The sequence below is a fragment of the Peribacillus sp. FSL K6-5616 genome, assembly GCF_038008245.1.
Lineage (GTDB): Bacteria > Bacillota > Bacilli > Bacillales > DSM-1321 > Peribacillus > Peribacillus frigoritolerans.
The window spans coordinates 2,739,593-2,752,502 of record NZ_JBBOYT010000001.1; the positions used below are offsets into that span (position 1 = coordinate 2,739,593).

10 protein-coding genes and 2 pseudogenes are annotated in these 12,910 nt (G+C 40.3%); 3 read left to right on the forward strand and 9 right to left on the reverse strand.

Annotated features, from left to right (window positions below; genetic code table 11):
- Nucleotides 1–154 precede the first annotated feature (154 nt).
- A protein-coding gene (locus tag MHB45_RS13060) for an IS3 family transposase (protein ID WP_445670623.1) occupies nt 155–1,491 on the forward strand; the annotation gives its coding sequence in 2 pieces (ribosomal slippage) (nt 155–539 and nt 539–1,491; 1,338 coding nt in all).
- Nucleotides 1,492–1,578: 87 nt separating this feature from the next.
- Here the strand turns inward: MHB45_RS13060 and MHB45_RS13065 are convergent.
- From MHB45_RS13065 to MHB45_RS13090, 6 genes and pseudogenes are all read right to left on the reverse strand, one after another.
- Nucleotides 1,579–2,994: an amino acid permease gene (locus MHB45_RS13065; protein ID WP_048687580.1), complete on the reverse strand. Its 1,416-nt coding sequence runs from the start codon at nt 2,992–2,994 to the stop codon at nt 1,579–1,581.
- A 51-nt stretch (nt 2,995–3,045) separates the two neighbouring features.
- On the reverse strand, nt 3,046–3,807 hold the full coding sequence (locus MHB45_RS13070) for a dimethylarginine dimethylaminohydrolase family protein (RefSeq protein WP_057277875.1): 762 nt from the start codon (nt 3,805–3,807) through the stop codon (nt 3,046–3,048).
- A 189-nt stretch (nt 3,808–3,996) separates the two neighbouring features.
- Nucleotides 3,997–5,184 carry an amidohydrolase gene (locus tag MHB45_RS13075; protein WP_336864376.1) on the reverse strand — a complete coding sequence of 396 codons (1,188 nt, stop codon included), beginning with the start codon at nt 5,182–5,184 and terminating at the stop codon, nt 3,997–3,999.
- A 51-nt stretch (nt 5,185–5,235) separates the two neighbouring features.
- Nucleotides 5,236–6,579 (reverse strand): annotated as a pseudogene (locus MHB45_RS13080) (YfcC family protein).
- A gap of 166 nt (nt 6,580–6,745) precedes the next feature.
- Nucleotides 6,746–8,362 (reverse strand): M20/M25/M40 family metallo-hydrolase, encoded by a 1,617-nt coding sequence (locus tag MHB45_RS13085; RefSeq protein ID WP_340907914.1) that lies wholly within the window; start codon nt 8,360–8,362, stop codon nt 6,746–6,748.
- Nucleotides 8,359–9,237, reverse strand: a complete 879-nt coding sequence (locus MHB45_RS13090) for a dimethylarginine dimethylaminohydrolase family protein (RefSeq protein ID WP_340908157.1) — start codon at nt 9,235–9,237, stop codon at nt 8,359–8,361. The genes MHB45_RS13085 and MHB45_RS13090 overlap by 4 nt, the downstream gene beginning before the upstream one ends.
- 175 nt (nt 9,238–9,412) lie before the next feature.
- On the opposite strand from MHB45_RS13090, the gene MHB45_RS13095 reads away from it, so the two are divergent.
- The gene (locus MHB45_RS13095; protein WP_048687575.1) at nt 9,413–10,153 is read left to right on the forward strand and encodes an IclR family transcriptional regulator; all 741 of its coding nucleotides are present in this window, start codon (nt 9,413–9,415) and stop codon (nt 10,151–10,153) included.
- 76 nt (nt 10,154–10,229) lie between these two features.
- Here the strand turns inward: MHB45_RS13095 and MHB45_RS13100 are convergent, their stop codons facing one another.
- The 3 genes from MHB45_RS13100 to MHB45_RS13110 are packed head-to-tail and all read right to left on the reverse strand — an operon-like array spanning nt 10,230 to nt 12,098.
- Complete coding sequence (locus tag MHB45_RS13100) at nt 10,230–10,478, reverse strand: hypothetical protein (protein ID WP_048687574.1); 249 nt, start codon at nt 10,476–10,478, stop codon at nt 10,230–10,232.
- A gap of 17 nt (nt 10,479–10,495) precedes the next feature.
- Nucleotides 10,496–10,786, reverse strand: coding sequence for an SAV0927 family protein (locus MHB45_RS13105; RefSeq protein WP_034307765.1), 291 nt, complete (start codon nt 10,784–10,786; stop codon nt 10,496–10,498).
- 34 nt (nt 10,787–10,820) lie between these two features.
- Entirely contained in the window at nt 10,821–12,098 is a 1,278-nt protein-coding gene (locus MHB45_RS13110) for a Glu/Leu/Phe/Val family dehydrogenase (protein WP_048687572.1), read from the reverse strand.
- A 515-nt stretch (nt 12,099–12,613) separates the two neighbouring features.
- On the opposite strand from MHB45_RS13110, the pseudogene MHB45_RS13115 reads away from it, so the two are divergent.
- A pseudogene (locus MHB45_RS13115) lies at nt 12,614–12,823 on the forward strand (transposase); the annotation flags it as partial.
- Nucleotides 12,824–12,910 lie beyond the last annotated feature (87 nt).

The following is a 12,910-nucleotide window of genomic DNA, read 5'->3' on the forward strand; positions in this document are numbered from 1 at the left end:
GTAAATAATCATCAAGTGACCGCAGTTAAAAGATTAAAAAAAGGTCAACCAGTAATATAAACTGTACCCTATAGAGTAGACACTAAAAAAAGGTCTGCTCTGTAGGGTACTTTTATGTATAATGAAAAAAATGGGAGAATCGGAGAACAATTAAATGCCAAAAAAACTCTTTACTGAGAAAGAAATAGAAATACTATCTAATAATCCATATGTTAAATCTATAAGTTCAAAGGGTGTTACATATACAGACGAATTTAAGAGGATTTTTATAGCTGAAAATGAAAATGGTAAGTTGCCAAGGCAGATTTTCGAGGAGAATGGTTTTAATATTGAAGTCATAGGTATTGTCAGAGTACAAAGGGTAGCCTCAAGATGGCGTACTGCTTATAAAAAATCAGGAGTATTGGGACTTAGGGATACGCGTAGTGATAATTCAGGGAGACCAACTCAGAAGGAGCTTTCTCTAGAAGAAAAGAATGCTAGATTAGAAGCACAAAATCAATTATTGAGAGCTGAGAATGAGTTACTAAAAAAGTTAGACATGATGGAAAGGGGGATGAAGAAAAACGAGTAAAATTCTCTGCTGAACAGAGGTTTCTTTTAATACGTTCAGTAATAGAAAAGTATCTACTTAAAAATATGGTGAGTTTCTTATGCGAAATTGCGGGAGTTTCTCGCTCTGGTTTTTATAACTACTTTTCTTCACAAGCTCAGGAAAGAAGAGAGCGAAGAGAAGAAAAAGACTTGATACTTAAAGAAAATATTTTAAATGCTTTTCATTTTAAACGCCGCAAAAAAGGTGCACGCCAGATTAAGATGACGTTAGAAGGACAGTTTCGAATTACATATAACTTGAAGCGAATCCGAAGGATTATGAGGAAATACAAGATTGTTTGTCCTATTAGAAGAACCAACCCTTATCAGAAGATGTTGAAAGCCACTCAAGAACACACCATTCTGCCGAACTTATTAAACCGAGAGTTTAAACAAGAAATCCCAGGAAAAGTATTACTTACTGATATTACATATTTATATTATGACAATAGACAAAAGGCTTATTTATCCACGATTAAAGATAGTTCAACGAATGAAATACTTGCCTATAATGTGTCTAGCCGAATGACATTAGATTTAGCTACAGATACATTAGTAAAGTTAACGAAGAATAAACGAGTAAAGTTTGCCGAAGGGGCCTTTATTCACTCTGATCAAGGAGTACACTATACTAGTCCCACTTTTCAGAAACACGTAAAAAAACTAGGACTTGGGCAATCCATGTCAAGAAGAGGGAATTGTTGGGATAACGCTCCCCTAGAGTCCTTCTTTGGTCATTTCAAAGATGAAGCCTATATTAAACCTTGTAATACTATAGAAGAACTTAAAAAGGAAATAAGAAGTTATATGACGTACTATAACAATTTCAGATATCAATGGAACTTAAAGAAGATGACTCCTGTTCAATACAGAAATCACCTTCTCCAAGTGGCATAACCTTTTTTTGAAATGTCCTTTACATAGGGTACAGTTTAATAACTGGCTAACCTTTTATACGAACGGGCAATCAATATAGGGACTCTATTACAATATTTTTTCATTTTCTAAGTTCGTGTTCGACTCTGCTTTCTTAGCCAATTTAAATTTATAGAATAATATACAGGCTACCAAAAATCCTATTCCATAAAATAGTCCAACTCTTTGAGTAGGGTCAAAGGCAAGGAATACTAGAATCAGCGAACAAAAGCCTAAACAAAACAACGGGACGAATGGGTAAAACGGTACTATGTATTGTAAGTCTTCCGTTTTGCCACCCGCTTTAATAAATTTCTTTCTAAACATATATTGCGATAAAGCAATTCCCATCCATGAAATCGTGACGGAGATACCGGCTATGGACATTAGTATAACGAACACAGTATCCGCCGCAATGAAGCTAGTCAATAACGAGAGAAGCGAAAAGCATATCGTAAAAAGAAGGGCATTCAAGGGCACTTTCCTTTTGGACAATAGACCAAACACTTTTGGTGCCATCCCATCATGGGCCATCGACCAAAGCAACCTTGTAGATGCATAAAGACATGAATTCCCCACTGAAAGAATGGCTGTTAATATAATGAAATTCATGATACCTGCTGCATAAGGAATCCCCGCTATCTTCATCAAAGTTACAAAAGGACTTTCCAATAAACCTAATTCCGAAGAAGGGAATATGGCGGAAAGGATGATAATGGATGAAATGTAAAAAACAATGATTCTAAATAGTACGTTTCGAATGGCTTTAGGAATGTTTTCTTCAGGTTTTTCACTTTCACCTGCCGCTATTCCTATAAGTTCTGAGCCTTGATAAGAAAATATTACATTCATCATTGTCACAAAGATAATTGTAATGCCGCCAGCTGGAAATAGACCAGAAGGTGCCAAATTCTCGAAGAATGGGGTTGGACGATCAGATAAAGAGACAAAACCAAAGATACCAGCGATTCCAATCAAGATAAACAAAATCACTGCAACGATTTTTATTCCAGCAAACCAATATTCCGCCTCTGCAAAACCTCTTGTCGTCAATGCATTCAATGTAAATAAAAGCACTATGAACACCGCACACCAAATCCAGGTAGGACTATCGGGGAACCACTGTTTCATCAATATTCCTGCTGCCGTAAATTCAACTCCTGCAGTTGCGGCTGAGCCTACGAAATACATCCATCCTAGAGAGAAACCAGCGGAAGGCCCAATATATTCGGCAGCATATTTTTGGAATGATCCTGTAACCGGCATATGAACGGCTAGCTCGCCAAGGCAGACCATGACCATATACAAAATAAGACCGCCTGCTAGATAACCGATCAGGGCTCCTCCTGCCCCCGCTTGGTTAATTGTATAGCCAGCATTTAAAAAAAGGCCTGTACCAATTACGCCGCCAAGTGAAAGCATAAATAAATGGCGTCTTTTCATTGAGCGTTGCAGCTGATCATTATTCTCCAGTCCATACCCCATATAATCACGTCCTTATCTTATCTATTAGCCTATGCCTTCTCCCAAACCATCTTAGAACCTCAATGAGAGACAACTAAGGCCGCCATCTTGTTTTTGAAATTCAGTCATTTCCACTTCAATCACTGTGTATCCCAATTCTTCAATTTTTTTCTTTGTACCCTCAAACCCTTTCGGGACAATAACGCAGTCGTTCATTCTGACGCAGTTACCGGAATATTCTTCTTCCTCTTTTACGATGATTTGATTAAAGCTGGAAAAAGCCTCGTGATTAATGAATTCCCCTGCCACTAATAAATTATTGTCTCCCAGATAATTGACACCCGTTTTTAAATGAAAGAATTTCTTAAGGGGAATGATGGTCGTGCCATAACCATACTTACCCATGATATCTTTGAACTGCAGAGCACCTGCTTCATTCGTTCTGGTTGAAAGGCCAACATAGAAGTGATCCTCTACTTGCATTACATCCCCGCCATCTAACATACCTGGAGATTGAATATATTCGATTGTGTCATAAAAGTCCTTTAAAACTTCTTTCATTTCATTAATCTCACCATTCCGGCTTTCTGCTCCAGGATTGGTTACAAGGGCACATTTTGACGTCAACACCGCGGTATCTTCCACAAACGTGGAATCAGGGTACCTCTCATCCGATTCGAGAACGGTCACTTTCACACCGCATTGTTTTAATGCTTCTACATAGGCCTCGTGTTGTACAAGCGCTTTTTCATAATTCGGGTTTCCTAAATCCGATGTTGTTAAGCCATTTACAAAACTTTTTCCAATCTTTCTTACAATCGCGTGATTAAACATATATATTCCTCCTAAATAGGTAGTTTATCTTTTTATAATGTGGAATACCTTTATGCTCCTGCCGTACTTTAAATGAAGTTTCGTTTATTCCAGAAGCGGAAATTATAGATATATAGGCATGGTAGAGAGAAGAGACAACCGAAAGCCTTTCTTAACTATAAGGGGTGTCCCTTCTTAGCCCATGCTTTCTCAATTATTTTGATGACCGCATAAGTTATCCGCTATTCCTACAAAATATCTTACTCCATACCCTAAAGCCTTCTCATCGACTTTAAATTTAGGATGGTGCAAAGGATAAGCTTTTCCAAACTCATTATCATGGACGCCTAGAAATTGCATGGAAGAGGGAACGATTTCGGAAAAAGCCGAAAAATCTTCTGTCCCAAACATGGGATCATCAACCTGGATGATATTATTTTCCTCAAAAATACCTTCCATGACCGTTCTTGAAATATCAACGGCAGCTTTATCATTCACCACCGCTGGATACCCTAAATACCAAGTGACTTCACATTTTGCCCCATGCGTTTCTGAAATACCCTTAACGATTTGCTCTAGATACTCCCTTGCTTTCACTCGGCTATCAGAGTCCAAGGATCGAATGGTACCGCCGATTTCTGCATATTCAGGTATGACATTGAGCGCACTTCCGGAATGGAACTGGGTGACTGAAATGACAGGTGTCCTAAGAGCTGAAATTTTTCTGGAAACGATATGTTGAATATTCGTCGTTATTTCTGCACCAATGATAAGCGGATCTACCGTTAATTCCGGAGTCGACGCATGACCCCCCTGCCCAATGATTTTAATTTCAAAATCATCGGCTGCTGCACAGAATACCCCTTCCCTTAAACATATGGTTCCTGTTCGTTCATATGGAGTAACATGCAATGCAAATGCATAATCCACTCCTTCCATGACCCCTTTTTTCACCAATTCCTGAGCTCCTCCTGGCAGAACCTCTTCGGCGTGTTGGAAAATAAACCTGATTTCTCCATTAATCTCGTCTTTTTTCCCGGAGAGGACTTTTGCAGCACCTAATAACATCGCAGCATGTGCATCATGTCCGCATGCATGCATAACCCCTGGATTTTTTGATTTATATTCAATATCTGCTTCCTCTTCAATCGGGAGTGCATCAATATCTGCACGAAAGGAAATCGTATTCGATTTTCGGGGTGATTTTTTTGCGCCTTTGAGAACCGCTAATACACTCGTTTCCGTAGGTCTTGTCACTTCTAATCCTGTAAAGGTTTTTAATTTCCTATAGATGAATTCGGAAGTCTGGTGCTCCTGATACGAGAGCTCCGGATTTTCATGAAAATGACGTCTCCATGAAATCACTTCATCCACAACTGTCTCCTGTATTGTCTTCATCATAAATGCCTCCCTGATCACTTAGAGCCAATATTCAGATTTTTCAGATCTTTAAAAAGGGCCATACTGTATGCTTTGAGCAATAATCAAAAAGATAATCGCTACGGCAACCTGAATCAAAAGAAAGGGAAATACCCATTTTACCCATTTCGTGAATGATATGCCTGCCACTGCCAGTCCAGCCAATAGCACTCCAGAAGTCGGAAATATCATATTCGAAATCCCATCCCCTAATTGGAAAGCTAAAACTGCCGTTTGTCTTGTCACACCCATTAAATCCGCTAATGGAGCCATGATCGGCATCGTCAATGCAGCTTGTCCGCTTCCTGATGGAACAATGAAGTTAAGGAATAATTGAACAATGAACATTCCGATTGCATTTATGGCGGGAGGAAGCTGCTCAACCAATCCTGCAGCATAATATAAAATGGTATCAAGCAAGCCGCCACTTGTAATGATGACCAAGATTGTCTGAGCAACACCTATTATCAATGCCCCGGAAACCATATCGCCCGCTCCTGAAATAAAACCATTAGCCATCTTGGATGGAGTCAAGCCTCCGATTAGGCCCATTATGATCCCGCTTAATAAAAACAAGCCGCCAATTTCACTTATATACCAACCTAATTTAATAACTCCATAGACTAATAGGATGAAATTCACCAATTAAATAATTAAAGCAGCGCTATGTCTTTTGCTCATCCTAAAGTTTTTATCAAGTTGTCCATGTTCTTCACGCCTGAATTTCCCATACTCCCCCAGTTCAGGGTTTCTTTTTACCTTCATTGCATGGAAATAGATGTACAATACTGTAACGACATAAAACACTGCAAGAAGAGCGATCCGCAATCCCATTCCCGAATACATGGGCAATTCTGCAATGCTTTGGGCAACTCCAACATTAAATGGGTTCGTAATGCCCGAAATGAATCCAGTCGCCAATGTTCCAAGGATGACGATCGCAAAACCAGTAAGTGCATCAAAGCCTAATGCGATCGTCATCGGAACAATGATGGCGATATAAACTAAAGCATCTTCAGCAGAGCCGATCAGTGTCCCTAATGATGCGAAGATTAATACCATCAACGGTATAAGCAATTTTTCTTTTGTTCCGAATCGGACAGCCACAAACTTAATGAAAGAATCCAGTGCCCCTGTTGCCTGCATGATTCCCAGAGCTCCTCCAAACAAAAAGACGAACAAGATAATTGACGCTCCTTCAATCATCCCTGCGTGAATGCTGCTGAACATTTCCAATAATCCCACAGGTGTTGATTCTACGAATTCAAAAGAAGTGGGATCGACTACACTTCGGCCGTCCTTTTCAATTCTTTCATATTGGCCTGCGGGTAAGATATAGGTTAGAACCGTCACTATCACAATTACGATAAACATTAATACAAAAGGATTTATCCCTTTTTCCGGTAACTCCGTTAGTTGGTTATGTGGCTTATTATTCTGATTAAGCGGCTCGGAAGTGATTGGACCATTAGGCAGGTCATTCATATTAAAACCCCCAGTTAAAGTTTAATACTATTAATCCAGTTTCCCTGTCGGACCATCACTTCTCAACCAAACACTTAAACATACTCATTATTAACTTCTCAAGCAAAACAGGCGTATGGACAAAGGCGCTATCGATGTGAAGGCGCTCAGTACGCTGATGGGCATCCTTGCCGAATGGCCCCACATTAAGTACGGGTGCCTGAAGTTTTTGCATATCGGCAAAAGGAATGCTGTAAGTATCGCCCCAGACTGGTGTATTTTTTTCAAAAGCCGTCCAGCCGTCAGAGTCATCAGTATATTGAACATAGCTTAAATCGCAAAGGCCATTAAAATAATGAATTTGTCTGACTTCTTCATCAAACTTTCTGGCCGTTTCCTTCATTAATTTCACAGATTCGATGATAAGCGGATCATCGGACGAATTGACGGCTGGATAATATGGCGGTGCGAACAGCAATACAATGGCGGGTGAAAGCTCCTGACATTGTATCATCAATTTTTCAGCGATCCGCACTGATTTTTCTCGTTCATCCAAATCCTTGTTTCCTTTAACTTCACTCTTTATTTGCTCAACAAAACTCTCGCCAAATTTGCCCTCGGCATATGAAAGTAACTTTTCGTAGCGCAATACTTGTACTTCGCCTACACCTTCAATTTGTTCACGCAGACAAAGTTCTTTATAAGATTCATTGCATTTCATCGCTGCTTCGTTCGCAACCTGCTCGAATAAATCCATTATTTCTGCAGCTGTTCTTTTCATGATGAACACATTATAAAGCGCGGCTGCCCGATAAGGTGTCTGTGTTGAATATTGTAGTTTTAGATCTTTTTGCTGAAGCGATACTGGTAAAGGTGTTTCCTCACCAAGGTCACTTTCCAGAAAAAGAGTGTTCCACTCCATGAGCTGCGTGAGAAATGAGGCTATATAGTTAGCGGTTATGCCCTTTAATGGCTCGCCTACATGAGTTTCTTTCCCATAAAAAAGGGCAGCGGGCATGATTTTCCCCAAAGTTCCGGAATAAATATAATGATTATTATCACCCGGTTTCTGTGAAAAGGACGGTTCACTATTAAAAAACATTTTATAGGAAAGGTCATATTTATCACGTAAAGCCACAAGTTCTTTAACTGCAGCCCTCATTCCCGCAGAATTCACTTCCTCATCTGGTACCGTTAACAGCAGGAGATTGATCGGCCATTGTTCGATGCTTGCCTTTTCGATGATAGCCATATGAAGGGCAAGCCCCATTTTCATATCCATCGTTCCTCTACCAAACAAGTACTTTCCTGATTCCAGATCAATGCGCGCTTCTTCCGGCAGATCATCTTTCCTATCATGAAGTTTTTTCGTGAGCTCCTCTGGTTGAAATGCAAGAGTCTCAAGGTCACCGTATTCTTCAGTATGAACCGTATCAAAATGACTAATTAATACTACGGTCTCCCTGCTATCGGGATGTTTATAAAAGGCATTGACAAAATTCCTTCCTAAATCTGCCTCGTGAAGCGATAAGTGTGCCGGGTTCCTTTTAAAATAATCAAGCTCCCTTAATTTCTCTTGCACCTTATAAGGGAACGTTCGCTCCCCTGGTGTAAGAGTACGACTTTCCCAGCTAACAAGTTCACACAACAAAGCACGGAGCGTTTCAGGAGTACCCCATAGTAATTGACTCATTTCAATCCCCCTTCATCAATATTTGTACGCACCACCGGGCAGGTTAAACAGGTAGGACCTCCAGTGCCCTTGAAACTGATTTCAGTTCCTTTGTACTCATAAACTGTCGCTCCCGCATCAATAAGCTTTTGCTTCGTGTAAGCGTTACCAGAAGGTATCACGCAAACCCGCGGAGCAATGGCAAGCACATTACAACCCAAGTTCAAGTACTCATCAATCGGCACTTCGATAAGCTGAATGCCTCGTTCAATAAGCAGTTTTCTGAAAAAGACAGGCATAAGGCGGGAATGGACTACCGCTAAATCATGGTCGACCATGCTGATGAAAGACATGAGATGGAGACACTCTGCCTCTCCTTGATCATGCGGAAGCTGAACTACGATGAATTCATCCACAAGATGTGCGGTCATTTCCTTTAATTGCCGAATGGCTTCAGCGTTTGTACGATAACCATGCCCGACAACCAAGGTCTTATGATCAAGCCAAACGATATCACCGCCATCCGCGACCGCATCACCCGTTAAATACCCAATGATCGGGATGTTCTTTTCCTTACAGTATTCCTTGTATACAGTCGCTTCAGGCTGCCTCGATTCTTTCCCCGACTTTAAAATAATGGCTCCTTGGCTAGTGAATTTGACTGGGTCATGCGCATATAAGGAGTCAATGCCAACTACCGAAGATGCTGGCAAATAATCGATGTTTGGGACATATTTCTCCAAAATGGATATAAAGTCACCATACTCCGTTAGCGCTTCGTTGAAATCTGGCTCTTCCAAAAAGTTGAAGTTCTCCCATGTTTGGCTTAAATGCTCTTGACTAATAAAAGCTTCTTTCGGATGTTTTACAATGACACGTTCCAATGGTTTGTACATGGACGAACAAAATGTCACTGCCTCCCCCTCCTTTTCCGCATAGTGGAAAACGTTTCCGCTAATAGGAATTTTTCTTTTATTATAAATTTAGTTTTGGTATAATGTCAATATGTTTTAAATTTTCAAATAAATTAACTTTTTATTTAACTTGTATGGAAAGATAGGTGGTTTGTATATGCAATCAATTGACCGCGCCATGAACGTTATAAAGGTGCTGGTATCCAATTCTTCGGAAAACTGGCTGTCAATTACGGAACTTTCCCAAGAATGTGATCTTCCTGTCAGCTCCATGCATCGTTTGTTAAAGGCAATGTCCTTGCATGGATTAATTCAACAGGACGGACAATCCAAACAATATGGTTTGGGGAATATTTGGCTCGAATATGGTTTACGCATGTATGACAAAATGGATTACATCAGTCAAATAAGGCCTGAACTCGAAAGGCTGATGAACAAAGTGGAGGAAAGCGTCTATCTAAGCCAACCAATCGGGATGGAATCACTCGTTATCGAAAGAATCGACAGTGAAAAAAGCCAAATCCGGGTTTATGACCAGCTTGGCTCACGTGTACCTATGCATATCGGGGCTGCCAATAAAGCGATGCTCGCCTATATGCCATATAATCAAACGAAAAAAATCGTAGATGCTCTTCTGCCAACTCAAGAAAGAGCAGCTTTTTGGGATATATTGCAAGAGACTAAAAAGAAGGGACATGGAATCAGTCACAGTGAAAGAACAGAGGGTACATGTTCTGTTGCCGTGCCGATATTGAACCATTTTGGGGAAGTTCACGGTGCGGTGAGCATTGGCTTTGTCAGCTTTAATCTGACAGATGATAGACTGGATTTCCTCATTAAGAATGTGATGGAAACTGGCACTCGGGTTTCTGCAAAATTGGGGTATAGGGGACCATGAAAATAAGAGATCAGTGAAGGATTATCGAATAAGCCGAAAAAGAAGATGAATCATTTCATCTTCTTTTCGCTTTATATTAATCGCTGCCGGTCACAAATAAATCTTCTTTAAAATAGGCGAGGACCTCGCCGGCCACCACAGGTTCGCCCTCCAATACCTCCAAAGTTTCAATTTTCCCGCTGACACCAATATCAATGATTTCCACACTTCCATCTGCCTTCTTAATCTGAAATAATTGTTCCCATTCGTAAAATCTGGAATTTTTGGATATTGAAATTTTTTCAACCCTGCCATCACAAGGGCTAAGAATCACATCAACGTACATTTACATCATTCCTTCCTTCAGTATTCTTCAAAATGAAATGGGGTTTGTAAAACTAACCTAAGAAAGTTTTGGAACTCCGATATATCTTCTTGTTCAATGCCGAGAGTCGGAGCCCAGTACTGATCCAAATTAATATCATTGGCACAAAGCAGGATCATTCTTCCGCTTTGCATGGAAGTCACCATTGCTTTACCGAAAAACTGGGCCGAATATACAATGGTTACATCATATCTATAATCTTGTGACAATAAGCAATAATGATGAATAGCCTGGTTTTCTTTATTTTCGGAAAGAATATCAAAATTCAACGGATAGCCTCCTTTCTTGTAAACCATAATTCGTTCAGAACCTGATCCACCCCCGAAGCTGGGATGCTTCCGCTATTTTGCGAATCCCTTCAATATAAGCAGCCACTTTCATGTTCACGGAATATTTTTGTGAAGTATGGTAGACATTCAAAAAGCTGGCCGTTATCTTTTCCTTCAATCGTTCATCTACAAGCTCTTCCGTCCAGTAATAACCTTGGTTGTTCTGGCACCATTCAAAATACGAGACTATCACCCCACCTGAATTCGCCAAAATATCCGGGACTAGCACTATACCTTTATCATCGAGAATCTTGATCGCTTCCTTTGTCGTCGGCCCATTTGCTGCTTCAATCAGGATTTCACATTTTAGTCGTTTTGCATTATCCTTATTCACCACTCCGCTAATGGCTGCGGGGATCAGCACATCACACTCTTTTTCCAATAATTCTTGATTGGATAATGAATCTTTGTATAAGTTCGAAACGACCCCAAAAGAGTCCCTGTTATCCAAAAGGTAAGGAATGTCCAATCCATTCGGATCATATAAACCTCCAAGTTCATCCGCTATTCCGACAACCTTAGCCCCCATTTCATGTAAATACAATGCTAAATGACTGCCAACATTCCCGAATCCCTGGATGATTACCCGCATGCCTTCAATGGGAATCCCCTTTAAATCACAAATCATTTGAAGTGTATATAATACGCCCTTGGAAGTGGCTTTTTCCCTGCCCTTCGATCCTCCTAATCTCAGAGGCTTTCCTGTAATGAAGCCAGGTGAATCGAATTCCCTGATGTGATCATATTCATCCAGCATCCAGGCCATGATTTGTGAATTCGTATACATATCTGGTGCCGGGATATCTTTTGTAGGGCCCACTATTTGACTTACTGCCCTGACATACCCTCTGCTTAATCGTTCAAGCTCAGATGAACTCATCTGTCTGGGATCACACACAATGCCGCCTTTTGCCCCTCCGTATGGAAGATCGGTTATTCCGCATTTCAAGCTCATCCATCCGGCCAATGCCTTAACTTCTTCAGGAGTGACATCCGGGTGAAACCGGATTCCCCCTTTCGTTGGGCCGGCTGCATCATTATGTTGAGCACGATACCCTTGAAACATCCTTGTCTCGCCATTATCCATTTGAATAGGAATACAGACTTCCAGAAAACGCATTGGCGCTTTCAGAAAATCAAAAACCTGCTCTGGATAGTCCAAAACATGAATCGCTTCTTTTAAGATATCCTGGAATTCTTGCAATGGATTATCCAATTGACGTTTTTCAATAACCTTAATTTTCTCTGTCATTTTAGCACCTCTCTTTTATTCTTATTACTTATTAAGCAACTTTCATGCCAGCTTTGAGGATATTGTATGAATAGCACCATACCGCCATTTGCCCTCATCCATATCACACATACAATCATCAGGACATATGTATTAATTCATAAGCAATTCAGATTTGCATATGTAAAAAGGGATGATTAAAAACATATAAAAACGCATCCTTATTAGAATGCGTCCAGCTGTAGTCAAACCCCGATAATAATAAATTCTAACGTAGCCTCCAGGCACTTGCTTTCCGCGGGCGGCCCGCCCTCGGCGCCTTTGCTCCTGCGGGGTTTCCCTCGACACGCTTTTCCCGCAGGAGGCTCGCACCTTCCGTTCCAATCAACTTTGTTTATCTTTTAAATAGAACCCTTTTGCCTACAGTCTTATTTGTTTTAAAAAAAGAAATATTAAAACTTGAAGTCAAAAGGATACTTTCTAAACATGATTCTATTAAGCGAAATCGACTTTAAATGTTGTCATTTGGAGCAATCGAACATTTGGTTCGTATAATTGAGGCCGCCATTGATATCTCTTTCATTTATGACTTGGTGAAAGATATGTATTCAGAGTTAGTACTCCCAAGTATTGACCCAGTCATTTTGGTTAAACTGACATTCATTCAATCTACTCTATTTATTCGATTGATGCATAACTATTGAAGAGGTAAATACGAACGTGGCCTATGCTGGTTCTTAGGTTATGTCAGATAAAGGACCTCACTTCTCTACTACTTATGGAAATATTCGCTGATGCAAAAGAAAAGCCATGGCATGCTTTGGACAACAAGC

What these genes read in the sequence shown, in the direction of transcription:
- MHB45_RS13065 (WP_048687580.1), bottom strand. Translation starts at nt 2,994, where the DNA reads ATGGGGTATGGACTGGAGAATAATGATCAGCTGCAACGCTCAATGAAA.
- MHB45_RS13070 (WP_057277875.1), bottom strand. Translation starts at nt 3,807, where the DNA reads ATGTTTAATCACGCGATTGTAAGAAAGATTGGAAAAAGTTTTGTAAAT.
- MHB45_RS13075 (WP_336864376.1), bottom strand. Translation starts at nt 5,184, where the DNA reads ATGAAGACAATACAGGAGACAGTTGTGGATGAAGTGATTTCATGGAGA.
- MHB45_RS13085 (WP_340907914.1), bottom strand. Translation starts at nt 8,362, where the DNA reads ATGAGTCAATTACTATGGGGTACTCCTGAAACGCTCCGTGCTTTGTTG.
- MHB45_RS13090 (WP_340908157.1), bottom strand. Translation starts at nt 9,237, where the DNA reads ATGTACAAACCATTGGAACGTGTCATTGTAAAACATCCGAAAGAAGCT.
- MHB45_RS13095 (WP_048687575.1), top strand. Translation starts at nt 9,413, where the DNA reads ATGCAATCAATTGACCGCGCCATGAACGTTATAAAGGTGCTGGTATCC.
- MHB45_RS13100 (WP_048687574.1), bottom strand. Translation starts at nt 10,478, where the DNA reads ATGTACGTTGATGTGATTCTTAGCCCTTGTGATGGCAGGGTTGAAAAA.
- MHB45_RS13110 (WP_048687572.1), bottom strand. Translation starts at nt 12,098, where the DNA reads ATGACAGAGAAAATTAAGGTTATTGAAAAACGTCAATTGGATAATCCA.